The organism is Microbacterium sp. JC 701, assembly GCF_021026215.1.
Classification (GTDB): Bacteria; Actinomycetota; Actinomycetes; order Actinomycetales; family Microbacteriaceae; genus Microbacterium; species Microbacterium algihabitans.
The window spans coordinates 1,604,338-1,619,513 of record NZ_JAJNCV010000001.1; the positions used below are offsets into that span (position 1 = coordinate 1,604,338).

Annotated in this window: 13 protein-coding genes; 3 read left to right on the plus strand and 10 right to left on the minus strand. The window is 67.2% G+C overall.

From position 1 onward, the window contains the following. Window positions 1-33: 33 nt before the first annotated feature. The 5 genes from LPW41_RS07565 to LPW41_RS07585 all read right to left on the minus strand — a co-directional run bounded on the left by LPW41_RS07565 (window position 34) and on the right by LPW41_RS07585 (window position 4,987). Window positions 34-441 carry a rhodanese-like domain-containing protein gene (locus tag LPW41_RS07565; RefSeq protein WP_230704460.1) on the minus strand — a complete coding sequence of 136 codons (408 nt, stop codon included), beginning with the start codon at window positions 439-441 and terminating at the stop codon, window positions 34-36. A 143-nt stretch (window positions 442-584) separates the two neighbouring features. Further along, entirely contained in the window at window positions 585-2,429 is a 1,845-nt protein-coding gene (locus tag LPW41_RS07570; protein WP_144827899.1) for a cytochrome bc complex cytochrome b subunit, read from the minus strand. Continuing rightward, on the minus strand, window positions 2,426-3,484 hold the full coding sequence (locus LPW41_RS07575) for a ubiquinol-cytochrome c reductase iron-sulfur subunit (protein ID WP_144827897.1): 1,059 nt from the start codon (window positions 3,482-3,484) through the stop codon (window positions 2,426-2,428). Before LPW41_RS07575 ends, LPW41_RS07570 begins: the two co-directional genes overlap by 4 nt. 39 nt (window positions 3,485-3,523) lie before the next feature. Beyond that, entirely contained in the window at window positions 3,524-4,336 is an 813-nt protein-coding gene (locus tag LPW41_RS07580) for a c-type cytochrome (protein ID WP_144827894.1), read from the minus strand. 15 nt (window positions 4,337-4,351) lie between these two features. Further along, entirely contained in the window at window positions 4,352-4,987 is a 636-nt protein-coding gene (locus LPW41_RS07585; protein WP_144827891.1) for a heme-copper oxidase subunit III, read from the minus strand. A 181-nt stretch (window positions 4,988-5,168) separates the two neighbouring features. Here LPW41_RS07585 and trpD point away from each other — a divergent pair, with 181 nt between their 5' ends. Both trpD and LPW41_RS07595 read left to right on the plus strand, forming a co-directional pair. Beyond that, entirely contained in the window at window positions 5,169-6,230 is a 1,062-nt protein-coding gene (gene trpD, locus LPW41_RS07590) for an anthranilate phosphoribosyltransferase (RefSeq protein ID WP_144827888.1), read from the plus strand. Between the two features lie 3 nt (window positions 6,231-6,233). Further along, window positions 6,234-7,226, plus strand: coding sequence for a PHP domain-containing protein (locus LPW41_RS07595; RefSeq protein WP_230704461.1), 993 nt, complete (start codon window positions 6,234-6,236; stop codon window positions 7,224-7,226). Window positions 7,227-7,229: 3 nt separating this feature from the next. Here LPW41_RS07595 and LPW41_RS07600 read toward each other — a convergent pair whose 3' ends face one another. Further along, window positions 7,230-8,150 carry a 5'-3' exonuclease gene (locus LPW41_RS07600; RefSeq protein WP_230704462.1) on the minus strand — a complete coding sequence of 307 codons (921 nt, stop codon included), beginning with the start codon at window positions 8,148-8,150 and terminating at the stop codon, window positions 7,230-7,232. Between the two features lie 463 nt (window positions 8,151-8,613). On the opposite strand from LPW41_RS07600, the gene LPW41_RS07605 reads away from it, so the two are divergent. Beyond that, the gene (locus tag LPW41_RS07605; protein WP_230704463.1) at window positions 8,614-10,377 is read left to right on the plus strand and encodes a DUF262 domain-containing protein; all 1,764 of its coding nucleotides are present in this window, start codon (window positions 8,614-8,616) and stop codon (window positions 10,375-10,377) included. A gap of 509 nt (window positions 10,378-10,886) precedes the next feature. On the opposite strand, the gene LPW41_RS07610 is transcribed toward LPW41_RS07605, so the two are convergent. The 4 genes from LPW41_RS07610 to LPW41_RS07625 all read right to left on the minus strand — a co-directional run bounded on the left by LPW41_RS07610 (window position 10,887) and on the right by LPW41_RS07625 (window position 14,867). After that, complete coding sequence (locus LPW41_RS07610; protein ID WP_230704464.1) at window positions 10,887-11,390, minus strand: YjbH domain-containing protein; 504 nt, start codon at window positions 11,388-11,390, stop codon at window positions 10,887-10,889. 354 nt (window positions 11,391-11,744) lie between these two features. Continuing rightward, window positions 11,745-12,137 (minus strand): hypothetical protein, encoded by a 393-nt coding sequence (locus tag LPW41_RS07615; protein WP_230704465.1) that lies wholly within the window; start codon window positions 12,135-12,137, stop codon window positions 11,745-11,747. 61 nt (window positions 12,138-12,198) lie between these two features. Then, window positions 12,199-13,110: a P22 phage major capsid protein family protein gene (locus LPW41_RS07620; RefSeq protein ID WP_230704466.1), complete on the minus strand. Its 912-nt coding sequence runs from the start codon at window positions 13,108-13,110 to the stop codon at window positions 12,199-12,201. Between the two features lie 302 nt (window positions 13,111-13,412). Continuing rightward, window positions 13,413-14,867 carry a hypothetical protein gene (locus LPW41_RS07625; protein WP_230704467.1) on the minus strand — a complete coding sequence of 485 codons (1,455 nt, stop codon included), beginning with the start codon at window positions 14,865-14,867 and terminating at the stop codon, window positions 13,413-13,415. Window positions 14,868-15,176: the final 309 nt, after the last annotated feature.

A 15,176-nucleotide genomic window follows, 5' to 3' on the forward strand; every position in this document is an offset into this window, starting at 1 on the left:
ACTCCTTCGCGACGCGTCCCGACAGCCTAACGATCAGGTGCGGACGACCATCACCGTCGGGTCGAAGACGCGGGCGCAGGGCCCTCCGTCGTTCTCGAACGGCTGACCCTCGCGCACCCAGTACTCGTAGCCGCCGATCATCTCCCTCACTTCGTACCCGAGCTGGGCGAAGGCGAGGGCGCCCTTCACTCCCGCGTTGCACCCAGGGCTCCAGCAGTACACGACCACCGGCATGTCGATCGGGATCTCGTTCGGCGCGCGGTCGGGGATGGAGCGGTACGGCATGTGCACGGCGCCGCTGATGCGCCCCTGCTGCCATGCGTCGTCGCCCCGGACGTCGACCAGCACGAAGCGCTTTCCGGCCTTCTGCACGGCGTACACGTCGGAGGGATCCGTCTCGTGGGCGAGTCGGGTGGAGAAGAACAGGGCGGCGTCTGACATGACCCTCACGCTAGACAGAGCTGCGAGGGGGAGCCACGACCCCGGATGCCACGAGCGCACCGATCTCTGCCACTTCGCCCCTGCGCGACAATGACGAGACCCCGGTGCCGAAGCGCCGGGGTCTCGTCATTCATGCGGAGTGGTTACTCGCTCTTGTCACCGGAGGGGCGGTTGCGCTCCTCGAGTCCCTTCGGAGCGGGGATCTCGACCTCGACACGCTCGCCGATGGCGTTGCGCGGACGGCCGTCTTCGTCGGCGCGAGCGTTCGCCCCGGCGATCTCGTCGGCCTCTTCGTGGTCGATGTGGTCGAGCTCGTGGTGCTGGTGGGCGACCGCGGCGTCGAGCTCCGCCTGCGTGAGGGGAGCGAGACGGTCTTCGAAGAACCAACGCGACACCGAGGCACGGAAGTTCTCGTGCCAGGGGATCTGACCCTGGTCGTTGGGACGCACGACCAGCGGCTCGTAAGTCTCGTTGTCCACGAGCTTCCAGCGCTCGAACTCGTCGACCGGCTGGTGGACCTCGATGTACTCGCCACCGGGAAGGCGGACGATGCGACCCGACTCGTAGCCGTGGAGAGCGATCTCGCGGTCCTTCTTCTGCAGCGCGATGCAGATGCGCTTGGTGACGAAGTACGCCAGGATCGGCCCGAGGATGAGCAGCGCCTGCAGGGCGTGGATGACGCCCTCCATCGTGAGGTGGAAGTGCGTGGCGATGATGTCCGACGAGGCGGCAGCCCACATGACGGCGTAGAACGTGACGCCGGCCGCACCGATCGCGGTACGCGTCGCGGCGTTGCGCGGACGCTGTGCGATGTGGTGCTCGCGCTTGTCGCCCGTGACCCACGCCTCGATGAAGGGGTAGACCAGCACGAGAACGATGAACAGTCCGAGCACGCCCACCGGGATGATGATGTTCCACGAGAAGGTGCGGTCCCAGAGGACGAACTCGAGGTGCGGCGGGATCAGACGCAGCATGCCGTCGGCGAAGCCGATGTACCAGTCGGGCTGGGTACCGGCCGACACCGGAGACGGGTCGTAGGGGCCGTAGTTCCAGATCGGGTTGATCGTCACGAGCGCGGCGATCAGGACGATCACACCGAACGTGATGAAGAAGAAGCCACCCATCTTGGAGGCGTACACCGGGAGGATCGGGTAGCCCACGACGTTGCTGTTCGTGCGAGCGGGCCCGGCGAACTGCGTGTGCTTGTTGATGATCATCAGCATGAGGTGCACGGCCAGCAGCGCCACGAGGATCGCGGGCAGCAGCAGGATGTGCAGCGTGTACAGGCGTCCGACGATCGCGGTGCCCGGGAACTCGCCACCGAAGAGGAGGAACGAGGTCCAGGTGCCGATGATCGGCAGGCCCTTGATCATGCCGTCGATGATGCGGAGGCCGTTGCCCGAGAGCAGGTCGTCGGGGAGGGAGTAGCCGGTGAAGCCCTCGGCCATCGCGAGGATGAAGAGAATGAAGCCGACCACCCAGTTGAGCTCGCGGGGCTTGCGGAACGCGCCGGTGAAGAACACGCGCAGCATGTGCACGCCGATACCGGCGACGAACACGAGGGCCGCCCAGTGGTGGATCTGGCGCACGAGCAGACCGCCGCGCAGATCGAACGAGATGTGCAGCGCCGACTCCATGGCGGCCGACATCGCGATGCCGCGCATGGGCTCGTACGCACCGTTGTAGTGCGTCTCGACCATGGAGGCCTGGAAGAAGAACGTCAGGAACGTGCCCGAGAGGAGCACGACGACGAAGCTCCACAGAGCGATCTCGCCGAGCATGAAGGACCAGTGGTCGGGGAAGATCTTGCGACCCAGCTCCTTGACCAGACCCGACATGCTCGTGCGCTCGTCGAGGTAGTTCGCGGCGGCACCGACGAACTTGCCGCCGAGCGGCTTGCCGTCACGGCCGGCGGGCGCCTGCGGCGGACCGGAGTAGACGGCCGGCTCGGTGACGACGTTTTCGGTGGGATGGGTACCGGTGCTCATGAGCGCTCCCAGAAGCTGGGGCCGACGGGCTCCTGGAAGTCACTCTGAGCGACGAGGTAACCCTCGGCGTCGACGGTGATGGGGAGCTGCGGCAAAGGACGGGCGGCCGGGCCGAAGATGACGGCCGCGCCGTTGGCGACGTCGAACTGCGACTGGTGGCAGGGGCACAGGAGGTGGTGGGTCTGCTGCTCGTACAGTGCCACGGGGCAACCGACGTGGGTGCAGACCTTCGAGTACGCGATGATGCCGTCGTACGACCAGTCCAGCTTGTTGGTCTCGGGATTGAGCTGCTCGGGCTGCATGCGCATGAGCAGGACGATCGCCTTGGCCTTCTCCTCGAGGTAGCCCTCGTCGTGGCCCAGGCCGGCGAGTTCTTCGGGGATGACGTGGAACGCGGAACCCAGGGTGACGTCGGCGGCGCGGATGGGACGACCGGAGGGGTCGTGGGCCAGGCGCATGCCCTGCTTCCACATGGTGTGGCTGAGCGCGGTCACCGGGTCGACGTCCTGCGGGGCGAGACCGCGGAACAGGGTGATGCCGGGGATGATCGACGCCGCGAGAGCGGCGAAGAGCGAGTTGCGGATGATCTCGCGACGGCCGAAGCCGGAGTCCTTCTCGGCCTCGACGAAGACGTTGACCGCGCCCTCGCGGACCTCGTCGCGACCACGCGTGCCGTGACGGTCTTCGATGAACTCCTTGTCGGACATGACCGACTTGCCCCAGTGGATGGTGCCGATGCCGATTGCGAGCAGCGCGAAGGCGATGCCGAGTCCGATGAAGAGGTTGTTGTACCGGATGTCGATCATCGACCCCGACTCGATCGGGAAGATCATGTAGGCGATGCTCGCCCAGATGCTCGCCGCGACCGAGATGTAGAACAGCGTGTAGACCGTGCGGACCGCGCGCTTCATCTCCTGCGGGTCTTTGTCCGTCATGCGCTGACGGTGGCCGGGGAGTCCCGGATTCGCCGCGGCGTCCGGAACCGCGACGGCGAGGCCCGAGCCGGGCTTCCAGGAAGCCCTCTCGTGCTCGAGTGCGTCGTCCTCGTGTGCCATGGTGCTCCTCGTGCGTTTACGTGATGTCGAAGACGACGGTCAGTTGGACTTCGCCGTGATCCAGACGGTGAGGGCGATGAGCGCCCCGATTCCGAAGATCCAGATGAACAGACCCTCCGACACCGGTCCGAGCGAGCCCAGGGCGTAGCCGCCGGGGGAGTCCGTCTTCTGGAGGTACATCAGGTACGAGATGACGTCGCGCTTGTCTTCGGGGGTGAGGTTGAGGTCGTTGAAGACGGGCATGTTCTGCGGGCCCGTGACCATTGCCGCGTAGATGTTGACCGGGGTCGTGCTGTGCAGGTCGGGGGCGTACTTGCCCTCGGTCAGTGCGCCGCCGGCGCCGGCGACGTTGTGGCACATGGCGCAGTTGATGCGGAACAGCTCCGCACCGTGCGACAGGTCGCCCTCACCGTCGAGGAGTTCGTTCGACGGGTACGACGGACCGGGGGCCGCGGACTGCACGTAGGCGGCGATCGCGTTGGTCTGCTCTTCGGTGAACTGCACCGGCTTGACCGGAGCCTGCGGGCCCTGCGCCTGCAGGGGCATGCGGCCGGTCGAGACCTGGAAGTGCACCGACAGCTCGCCGACGCCGAAGAGCGAGGGACCCTGGTCGCTGCCCTGCAGGTCGAGACCGTGGCAGGTGGCGCAGTTGGCCTGGAACAGCTTCTGGCCCTCTTCGACCGCCGTCGCCGAGTTGGCTTCGCTGACGGGGGTGTCGGAGGTGGCGGCCATCGCGGCCGATGCGCCGGCGTAGACGCCTCCGGTGAGGAGGAGTCCGATTCCGATCAGCGCGGCGGCGGCCAGGGGGCTACGACGCCCGGACGCCCGACGAGTCTTCTTCTCGCGTGCCATGTGAGTACAGCTCTCTTACTTGAGGAAGTAGATGACGAAGAACAGGGCGATCCAGACGACGTCGACGAAGTGCCAGTAGTACGACACGACGATCGAGGTGGTCATCTCTTTGCGTCCGAAGTTCTTCACGGCGTACGCGCGGCCGATCACGAGAAGGAAGGCGATGAGGCCACCCGTCACGTGCAGGGCGTGGAAGCCGGTGGTGAGATAGAAGGCAGATGCGTAGGGGTTGGCGCTGATGGGCATGCCCTCGGCAACCAGCGTCGCGTACTCCCACACCTGGCCCGACACGAAGACCGCGCCGAGGATGAAGGTGAGGTAGAACCACTCGACCATGCCCCACTTGAGGATGCCGGCCCGCGCACCGGTGCGGTACGGCTGGTACCTCTCGGCGGCGAACACGCCCATCTGGCACGTGACCGAGGACAACACGAGGATGATCGTGTTGACGGTCGCGAAGGGGACGTTGAGCAGCTGCGTCTCGTCAGCCCACAGGGAGGCCGAGGTGCTGCGCAGGGTGAAGTAGATCGCGAACAGGCCGGCGAAGAACATGACCTCGCTGCCCAGCCACACGATGGTGCCAACGGCGACCGGGTCGGGTCGCTTCACGGCACGCACGGCCTGGGAATACGTCGCTGAGGTCGTCACCATCCCATTATGCGCGATCCTGCGACGGGATATTCCCATCCCCAACTTGAGATATTCCATCGTCGAGACTTAGGGAAGCCTCAGAATCTGCGGATAATCCCCGGTGCGACGGGTGTTCCGCGGCGACCGTCCGCGCCGCTCGAACGCGACACGCGAGGACAGGTCGCTGTGAAAGGATTGCCGCATGGCGGAACGCTTCACCTGGCCCGATCTTCTCGCCTCGCTGCTCGCCGGCGACGACCTCAGCGTGTCGGAGTCCACGTGGGCGATGCGCGAGGTCATGGCGGGGCGTGCGACGCCCTCCCAATTGGCCGGATTCCTCATGGCGCTGCGCGCCAAGGGCGAGACCGTCGAGGAGATCGTCGGCTTCCGCGACGCCATCCTCGAAGCGGCGGTGCCCCTCCCCGTCCGCGCGGACGTGCTCGACATCGTCGGTACCGGCGGGGACCGCTACGGCACCGTCAACATCTCGACGATGGCGGCCGTGGTGGCCGCGGCATCCGGAGTCCCCGTCGTCAAGCACGGCAATCGCGCCGCGAGCTCGGCATCCGGAGCGTCCGACGTGTTGTCGTCGTTGGGCATCGCGCTGACGCTGTCGCCCGAGAAGGTCGCCGAGATCCTCGACCGCACGGGCATCACCTTCGCCTTCGCCTCGGCGTTCCACCCCGGCTTCCGCCACGCGGCCGCCACGCGCTCGGAGCTGGGCGTGCCGACGGTCTTCAACTTTCTCGGGCCGCTGTGCAACCCCGCACGCGCCGAAGCGAACGCCGTCGGCGTCGCGCACCTCGACCGCGTGCCGCTGATCACGGGCGTGTTCCGTACCCGCGGCGCGACCGCGCTGGTGTTCCGCGGCGACGACGGCCTCGACGAGCTGACCACCACCGGCCACAGCCGCGTGTGGGAGATCAGCCGCGGCGACGTGCACGAGCACGACCTCGATCCGCGCGACCTCGGCCTTCCTCTCGCCGACATGGACGACCTCCTGGGCGGGACGCCCGACCACAACGCCACCGTCGTGCGCCGCGTGCTCGGCGGCGAGTCGGGTCCCGTTCGCGACATCGTGCTGTTGAACGCGGCGGCGGGCCTGGTCTCGTTCCGCCTGTTCCGCGACGCGACCCAGGTGCAGCGGCCCATCCTCGAACGCCTGGCCGAGGCGATGGCCGACGCCGCCGCCGCGATCGACGACGGGCGCGCCGAGGCCAAGCTCGACGCCTGGGTCGACACGTCGAAGGCTCTGGCGGAGTAGATCGTGAACCCGCTCGACGCCCTCACCGAGATCGCGTATCTGCTCGAGCGGGAAAGGTCGTCGCGCTACAAGAGCAAGGCGTTCCGTACCGCCGCCGCCGCGATCGAGGGGCTGAGCGACGCCGAACTCCGCGATCCTGCCCTCCGGCGACGCGCGGGCATCGGCGACTCGACGTACGCGGTCATCACCCAGGCCCTCGCGGGTGAGGTGCCCGAGCGTCTCGCGACCCTCCGCGCCGAGGCGGCGCCCGTCGGCGGAGCCGAGCTGCGCGCGCGCCTACGCGGCGACCTGCACAGCCACAGCGACTGGTCGGACGGGCTCACCCCGATCGAGGCGATGGTCGACGCCGCACGCGGGCTGGGGCACGAGTACCTCGCCCTCACCGACCACTCGCCCCGCTTGACGGTGGCGAACGGCCTGTCGCCCGAACGCCTGCGCGCGCAGATGGAGATCGTTCGCGGTCACCGCGGCGACGGCTTCACACTGCTGACGGGCATCGAGGTCGACATCCTCGACGACGGTGCGCTCGACCAGGAGGACGAGCTGCTGCACGCGCTCGATGTGGTCGTGGCATCCGCCCATTCGAAACTGCGCATGGACCGCGCCCCCATGACGAAGCGTCTGGTGGCGGCGGCGGGGGATCCGCGGGTCGACGTGCTGGGACACGTCACGGGTCGGCTGGTCGAGGGAGCGCGGGGTACGCGCCCTCCGTCGGAGTTCGACGCGGCGGCCGTGTTCGCCGCGTGCGCGGAGTCGGGCGTCGCGGTCGAGATCAACTCGCGACCCGAGCGGCAGGATCCGCCCGACGAGCTGCTGGCGATGGCGATCGAGGCCGGGTGCCTGTTCTCCATCGATTCCGACGCGCACGCGCCCGGACAGCTCTCACTGCTCGATCACGGGGCCGCACGGGCCGAGGCGCTCGGGGTTCCGGTAGACCGGATCGTCACGACGTGGCCGCTCGAGAAGCTGAGGGAGTGGCTCGAGCGCACGCGCTGAGGCTCAGCGGGGGAGTGCGGCGAGCACGCGGGTCATCGACGACCCAAGGTTCCAGGTGTCGGCGAGCGCCACCGCGGCGTCGTGGTCGACGGGACGCAGGCGGTCGTCGAAGGGCGCGAGGTCGAGATCGCGCGCGACGCGCACGACCGTCGGCGCGACGTCGAGGTAGTCGGAGGCGGCGAGGATCTTCGCGCGCTGTGCGGGCGTGCCGGCACTGCCGTCGGCGGCGGCCGCGCGGATGCCGTCGAGGGTCGCGCAGGCCGCGAGCAGCGACGCCGCGGACTTCTCGCCGATGCCGGCGACACCGGGGAGTCCGTCGGAGGGGTCGCCTCGCAGAGCTGCGAAATCGGCGTACTGCGCGGCGTGCACCCCGTACTTGGAGACGACGGCCGCATCGTCGACGATCTCGAGGTTGCTCATGCCGCGCGCCGTGTACACGACGCGGATGCCCCGGTCGTCGTCGACGAGCTGGAACAGGTCGCGGTCGCCCGTGACGATGTCGACCGGGACATCGGCGCGGGTCGCGAGGGTGCCGATCACGTCGTCGGCCTCGTGGTCGCTCGCCCCCGAGATCGGGATGCCGAGCACCTCGAGCGCCGCGCGGATGACCGGCAGTTGCGCCTCGAGCGGGTCGGGCACCTCTTCGACGTCGGGTCCGGTCTCGACCGCCTCGACGACGCGGTGCGCCTTGTAACTCGGGAGAAGGTCGACGCGCCACGCGGGACGCCAGTCGTCGTCCCAGCACGCGACGAGGCGCGTGGGCTCGTACGCGGTGACGAGCTTGGCGATCATGTCGAGCAGACCCCGCGCCGCATTGACCGAGGTGCCGTCGGGGGCCTTCACCTTGTCGGGCACCCCGTAGAAGGCGCGGAAGTACAGCGACGCGGTGTCGAGCAAAAGCAACTTTTCGCGACGGGATGCCATGGTTCTAGGGTAACGATGGTGGCTCAATCGAGTTCGCGATTTCCAACTGCATGACGTGCGCCGGTAACCCGGCCGAGGACACCACCCTCCTCGCGGCCAATGCGTGGGTCGACCAGTCTGCAACCAAGAGCCTGAGGGCGCTCCTCCGCGAGAGTTCACCCGGCGTGGACTCCCGTGTCCATTTCGCCCACGCGCATGTTGGCTTGCTCATCGCCACGCGGGCGGATTCTTGGCCTGCGGAGCCGCCAACGCCGAGGGGGGTTCACGCGGAAGCGCAGCGACGCGGCGTCGAGCGCGATCACCTCTCGGACTCGCGTCGTTGCTGGCGAGAGCGCAACGGTTGACCTGCGCTGCGAGGTGCGTCGTCCGCCGGATGCGCTCCGCAGCGCCATTACGCGCGACACGGTGGCCGCATTTGGCATCGAAGCTGGCTAGTCGTGGTCTGATCTGCAAGATTCGATCCATGGCAGAACTCGACTCGCAGCCGAAGTCCATTCAATCTCTGTATGTATGGTTCGCAGAGGGCAAGCTCACGGTCAACAGGCGGTACCAGCGCAAGTTGGTTTGGACGCTAGAAGAGAAGCAGCGGTTAATCGAGTCGCTGATGAAGCGCTACCCGATACCGGCCGTGCTGCTTGCAGAACAGCCCGATGGCGGATACGAAATCATCGACGGCTTGCAGCGGCTGCACAGTATCGTCTCGTTCATCGAGACGGGGTTTGTGACGCTCGATGGAGAGCATTTCGACGTCGCACAGTTCTTCACAGCCAACGAGCGGTCAGCTGAAGGGCATTTTGAGAAGCGCGATTCCGGGAAACTGATCAGCAAGCGGGACGTCGGCTCGATCCTGGACTACACGCTCGCAGTGTCGATTATGCGAGGTGCGGATGAAGAAGAGATCAATGATGTCTTCGGCAGAATCAACACTTATGGGCATCGGTTGAGCGATCAAGAGCGTCGACAAGCTGGAGTGCAAGACCAGTTCTCTGAGCTGGTTCGCGAACTCGCGTGTGTGCTCCGGGGTGATGCATCGAGTGCGACGTTGGATCTTTCCAAGATGCCTTCCATCAGCATCGATCTGCCGAAGACTAAGCACGGTTACGACGTGCAGGCTGACGAGGTTTTCTGGGTCATCCATGGCGTTCTCAGATCGACGGACCTGAGAGACAGTATGGACGAGCAGTGCATAGCGGACATTGCGGCCTGCGTCGTCGGCGGGATACTGCTTGAGCGTTCGAAGGATGCGTTGGATGCCGTTTACGAGCGTGGTAGCTCGGAAAACTCAAGAATTGCGACTGCGCTCAATGTGTACGGGGTCGACGCCCTCACGGATGAGATCAAGTACTGCATCGACGAGATCCTCAAAGTCGCTTCAGCGGGAACGGCGAGCAAGCTCCGCGACATTCTCTTTTCGAAGCGCACGAACAACGCCTTCCCTGCCATTTTCGCGACGCTCGTCATCGCGTTTCATGAAGTGCTTATCGGCGGCAAGAAGAAGATCACAGATTATGCCGCCGTGAAAACTGTTATCACAAAGCTTGATAATCGCATTGACACGGGTCGCGGTAGCACGACAGTAGTCGAGCGCCGTAAGAACGTCGATGCTGTCAAGGGTTTGCTCAACAATCACGTCGCGGACAGCGATCTCGCGGGTGTGTACAGCAATCAGTCCATCGCCGATATCGATGCTGCGATACGTCGGTCTGAGATCGAATTGCCCGACTATGAACTCAAGCAGGGCATGTTGAGCCTGGGGCCGCAGCGATCGATGCCCAGCGGCTTCATGACTAAAATCGTTCGCACTATTTGTGCGATTGCAAACAACGGTCCGACCCATGGTGGAACCTTAATCATCGGAGTCACCGACAAGCCTTCCGACGCGGTGAAAATTAAGGCTCTTGACGGCATCACTCCCCGCCGAGTCGGGCATCGCGACGTCGTAGGCGTCCGCCGTGAAATGGTGATCTTAGGAGAAACTCCCGAGGTCTATTTCTCCCGATGGAAGAACGCGATCAAAAATTCCGCATTGTCGACCCCGTTGGTGGAGTCGGTCCTCTCGAGCATGAGTTATCACGACTACTTCGGCCTTGGCGTCATCGTAATATCGGTCCCGCCCCAGAAGGCGCTGTCGTTCGTCGGTAAGGATATCTTCTACCGCAGTGCCGATGACACGATGCTCGCAGACGACGGGTTGACCATTGCGGGATTGGCGGCCCGGTTCGCCTGATGGGACTGCGCCGGACAAATCAGTAGCGGAATGGAGACCTTCCGTCGAAGCCGCTGCGGGCGGAAAAACAAACTGCGTATACGTAACCGCTGCGACACGCTATGCCGCACCGGGAGGGAAGGGAGGGGGTGGGGGGAGTTACCCCCCCACCCCTGTCAGCTCCAGCGGCACGTGCGTTTACACGTACCGCGGGAGCCGGGGGTGCCCTCCTCGGTGAGGGCGGAGGTGGCGCGCCGTGTGGGGTGCCTAGCCTCGCCTCGTGCTGTGGGTTGGCGCTGTGTCGAAGAGGGGCGCGCGGGTGGTGTCCAGGGGTACGCGAAAGGCCCCCGCCTGGGCGCCGAGATGGCGGGGCGGGGGCCTTGGGTTGGGGAGCTAGCGGACGGAGGCGAGCTCGGTGAGCGGCACGAGGTAGGCGCCGTCTGGTGCATCCTCAACGAGGACGAGCGGCTCCATAGGCCAGCCGTGCGGGGCGAGTAGATGGCGCAACTCGCTGCGGGGCGAGGCCGCCGTCATCCTCGGCCCTTGCCGTGGACGGAAGTAGCGAGGGCGTTCGCGTTGAACGTAGGCGCCTCGTGGCCACCGTGGCCGGGCATGAGCTCTGCCGCGGGCCGGGCGGGCGCGGGCGCGCTCGTGGTGGCGGTAGTCGCCGTGCTGGGCTTGACGGCGGCCGCGAGCTTGGCGATTTGCTCGGCCATGCCGTGGTCGTCCTCGGCGGTGACGAACGCGTGAAGCTCCTCGGGGAGCTCGGCCTTGGCGAGCGCCGCCGCACGCTTGGAGGATTTCAGGGTGGCCTCGGCGGTGTCGGCGCGGGTGAGTGCGGCGTCGAGGTCGGCCCTGGGGACGCGGCCCTCGGCGGCGGTTTCGAGCTCAGCGATGCGGGCCTTGAGGCCTTGCTCCGCCTCGCGCTGTCGGGTGATCGTCGCCCAGGCGCGCGCCGGGTCGAAGTCGTCTCCCCACGGCGGCGTCGAGCCGTCCGGCTTGGCGGTCGTGGGTTTGGGTGCGTCGGTACTCATGTCGGCCTCCTGGGGCGCGTTTAGGGGTGGGTGGGGTGGACAACGGGGCGAGCCGGTCGTGGCGCATGTGCGTTTACACGGCGCGCGAAGAGTGGGGCGGGTTGTCGACGTTGACAACCCGCGCGGCTGAGCGTGGGGGAGCAAGACCCGAGGCTGAGCCGAATCGGCGACGTCAAGGTCGCCGAAGGGGGGAAAGTGCCCGTCATGCTGGGCCCAAGTTCCGGCATGACGGGGCGCGCGCCGCGCGGGTCTCCTACCCGCCGCGCGTACTCGCCACGCCCCACGAAAGGAAACAGGGCCGCGAGCTCACGACGCCCCCCATGGCAAGGGCGGATGTCGTGCAAGTGGAGGTGGCTACGTGGCTCGTCGCTTGCCCTTGGTGGGGGTGTGGGCGACGGTTGCCTTGAAGCCGTGGGAGGCGAGCCATGCACGGAGCTCGCCGAGGGTGGCCTCGGTGGGCCGGGCGAGGACGATGGCGCCCATTGTCGGCGTGAGCGCCGTGAGTGCGGCGGCGGCGAGGAGCTCGACGACGTCGGCGGGGATGTCGAAGCGGGCGACGGCAAGGTCGCGGCTACCGTTCCACCGGCCCTCGTAGGCCTCGACGGCGAGGCCGAGGCCTACCGTGACGAGCGTGTCGTCGGGGACGGTGTCGAGGGAACGCATGATGTCCTCGTCGCGCACAAGGGCGAGGAAAGCATTGCGGCGGGTACCGGCCGAATCGATGAGCGGGAGCGTGGATGAGGTCATGCGGTTTTCCTGTCGTGGGGGCGAGCCCGCCCAGCAGGGTCGGGCGGGCTCGCCTAGCGCGTTACGCGCCGGTTGCGATGCGGACAGCGCCGCCGTGCTCGACGAGGTCGACCGTGCCGTCCTCGTTGTCGACGGGGAGCGGCATCGACTGGACCGCGGCGAAGGTGCCGACGAGGGAGCGGTCGGCGGCGACATTGCTGTCGTAGTCGTTGATGACGGTGACGGCGAATTGTGCACCGTTCTCGTCGTCGAATACGGGCGTCACGATGCTTGCGCCGTATGCCGCGCCCTGGGGCACGAGGGGCGCGCGGGCGACGAGCGAGAACGCTTGCGGAATGAACGCGACGATGTCCTCGGCGTCGAGTCGGGTGGACTCGATGACCTCGAAGCCGCGGACCTTGCCGTCGGCGTCGAAGCCCTGCCCGACAGGCGCGTCGAGGAGGTCGGCGTAGACGGACGAGCCGACAGCGGCGCGGAGGATCGCGTCTCCAGGGACGCCATTGCCGCGCAGGACGCGCCGCGCCGCGGTGAACGCCTTGGCCGGGGCGGCCGCCGCGTAGGTGATGCCCGTGGCCGCGGGGGTGGCCGTCATCGTCTCGGCGGTGAGGGCCTCGACCTTGGCGGCGATGGCGCGCGTTTGAGGGGCGAGCACTTGTGTCGCGTAGTCCTTGATCGACAGCGACAGGTCGCCCGCGGACAGGACAGCCACGTTGTAGAGGTGATCCTTGAGCGCGACCTCGATGAACGTCTCGGTCAGGTCGTCCGCGACGAGTGGCGTGGTCTTGTCGTAGATGCCGCGGGTGCGCGTCGGGATGGCCGCGGGGACGGGGACACGGACCTTGTTGCCCTTGCCGGGTGCGAACTCGGCCTGGACGTCGCGGCTGATGAGCGCGGCGAGGTTGAAGTCGCGCCCGACGAGCTTGGCGGCGACGTCGGCGACGTGGTTGATGTCGAGGTTGAAGGTGTTTGCCATGATGGCGGGTCTCCTATGGAGTAAGTGGCGCGGGAGCGCCGGAATGAGTGATGGAGACCGCGTCTAGCGGTAGGTGAGCACGTCGCGCCTTGCTTGACGCCCTCGGGAAGGGGCGGCGCCCCCGTCGGGTGTCCGCGCTTGCGGACGGGTGACGGGGGCGCCGGAGGGGAGCCCAGGCCGGAGCGACCGGCGATGGGCATGCCCGCTGTCCCTCGTGCCGTCGCGAGTCGGTGAGGCGGGCGGGCGGAACGCTTCGCCAGATGGCGGCGCGAGTGGTCTGAGCGAGTCGACGTTGGCGTGGACTACGGCCGTGGGTCGATGTCGAGAAGATAGAGGCGTCGTCGACCGCTATCGCGGGTGACGCGGTGGACCGTGACGCGGCGCTCGGCGAGAGCAGCGGTGTGCTGCGTCAGCGCGCGTGCGACTTGTGAGGGTCCGTTCGGCCAGCTTGCGCCAGCCTCGCGCGGGCGTTTCAGGGCGAGCGCGTCGCGGAGCTCGGTCGCTGTTCCCTCCCAGCGGTCAGCCGCGAGACTGGCGACGGCGGTCACGAAAAGATCGCCCTTACGGCCGTCGACGACGCTATCGGCGTATGTCGCGGCGTAGCTGTTGGCGTCCCTCGGGTCGGTGTCGAGGTGGAGGTCGAGCGCGACGAGGTGCTCGTGGTAGTCGGCCATTCGCTCCACCTCGGCGATTTCGGTGCCCGCATAATCGAGGAGCGCAAGCACACCGGCGACGTCGTCGAGTAGGGCCCCGAGGATGGCGGGGTGCTGGGCTCGAAACTCCTCCCAGAGAGCTCGCTCGGTGCGGCGGACGCTGGCGGCTACGCGGGGGAGCTCAACGGCGACGAGTCGCTCGCGCACATCCGCGCCGAGGCCGTCCGGGAGGGCGGCCGTGGTGATGATCCCGGTGCGGCGCAGCGCCGAGCAGTGACGGGCCGTGCCTTGGCTTTCATGGAATGAGGCGGCGCCTGTCACGAGCGCAGCAAACCACGCGGCGACGTCATCGTCAATGCGCGTGACGTTGTCCCAGGTCGGAATGAAATGGGGCGCCACGCTCGCGATGTTCGCGGCGTTGTCGTCAGTTGGTGCGGAGCCGAGCACGCCATCGCGGCCCGTTGCGCCGAGGGCCGGGTCGAGGATCGACTTGACCATGCGCGCAAGGGTGGACTTTCCCGCACCGCTCGGGCCGGCCACGGCGAGCAGGGGGCGAGGCATCGAGGAGAACAGAGCACACACGAGCCACCCCCACACAAGGCGAAACTCGGCGGACCTCGGCGAGAGGCCGAGGATTTTGGCGAGAATGTCGCGTGAGCCGCCACTCACGGGCACCGGAAGGGGCTTGGTGGCTCGGGAGCTCCCAAACAGCACGCCGACGGCGCGCGGGTCGATGAGCTCCCAGCCGGACGGCGTCACGCGCACCGCGCTGCGGAGCTCTCCGGGCCGGGCGAGGTCAAGGACGAGGGTGTTGGATTGCTCGACGGCGCGGAGTGCGACGTCGCGAGCGGGCGCCGTGCGGGCGATGGCCGTGAGCATGGTGGTTGCGGCTAAGAGGTCGCTCGTGGGGGCATCGGAGCCCACACACTCCCATGCGAGGCTCGTCACGGCAGCTGATACGTCCCCGACGGGACGGGCGCGGTGAGGCTCGCCCGGGTCGCGAGGGATGGCGACGAGGGAGCCGTCGGCGAGCGCAAACTCGTAGAAGGCGAGCACCGTGTCAACGATGTCGGAGGGGTCCATAGAGACGGTGGGGGCGGTCATGTGGTGTCCAGTCAGATAGTCGAGCGCCGGGGCTGGCGGCGCGCGAAAGTGTCCAGTCTGAGAGGGCCAACAAGGCGCCGGGCGCCCGCTTACGCGACTGGAAGCGCAAGCGGGCGGACCACGGCTCGCGGGGGCCTATTTCCGCGCCACGACACTTGGTGGTCGGTGGTTGATAGGCCGCGTCAGGCGGCGAGCTTGAGTGCGAACTCCTCGCGAGCGATAGCGGCGAGGTCTGCGGTGAGAGCGGCCCGTCGCGTGTCGTGCCACCGAGAGCGACATGCACCCGAGCACGTCATGGCGTCGCGGCGG

Coding starts and splice junctions, on each gene's coding strand:
- LPW41_RS07565 (WP_230704460.1), bottom strand. CDS start 441: ATGTCAGACGCCGCCCTGTTCTTCTCCACCCGACTCGCCCACGAGACG.
- LPW41_RS07570 (WP_144827899.1), bottom strand. CDS start 2,429: ATGAGCACCGGTACCCATCCCACCGAAAACGTCGTCACCGAGCCGGCC.
- LPW41_RS07575 (WP_144827897.1), bottom strand. CDS start 3,484: ATGGCACACGAGGACGACGCACTCGAGCACGAGAGGGCTTCCTGGAAG.
- LPW41_RS07580 (WP_144827894.1), bottom strand. CDS start 4,336: ATGGCACGCGAGAAGAAGACTCGTCGGGCGTCCGGGCGTCGTAGCCCC.
- LPW41_RS07585 (WP_144827891.1), bottom strand. CDS start 4,987: ATGGTGACGACCTCAGCGACGTATTCCCAGGCCGTGCGTGCCGTGAAG.
- trpD (WP_144827888.1), top strand. CDS start 5,169: ATGGCGGAACGCTTCACCTGGCCCGATCTTCTCGCCTCGCTGCTCGCC.
- LPW41_RS07600 (WP_230704462.1), bottom strand. CDS start 8,150: ATGGCATCCCGTCGCGAAAAGTTGCTTTTGCTCGACACCGCGTCGCTG.
- LPW41_RS07605 (WP_230704463.1), top strand. CDS start 8,614: ATGGCAGAACTCGACTCGCAGCCGAAGTCCATTCAATCTCTGTATGTA.
- LPW41_RS07610 (WP_230704464.1), bottom strand. CDS start 11,390: ATGAGTACCGACGCACCCAAACCCACGACCGCCAAGCCGGACGGCTCG.
- LPW41_RS07615 (WP_230704465.1), bottom strand. CDS start 12,137: ATGACCTCATCCACGCTCCCGCTCATCGATTCGGCCGGTACCCGCCGC.
- LPW41_RS07620 (WP_230704466.1), bottom strand. CDS start 13,110: ATGGCAAACACCTTCAACCTCGACATCAACCACGTCGCCGACGTCGCC.
- LPW41_RS07625 (WP_230704467.1), bottom strand. CDS start 14,867: ATGACCGCCCCCACCGTCTCTATGGACCCCTCCGACATCGTTGACACG.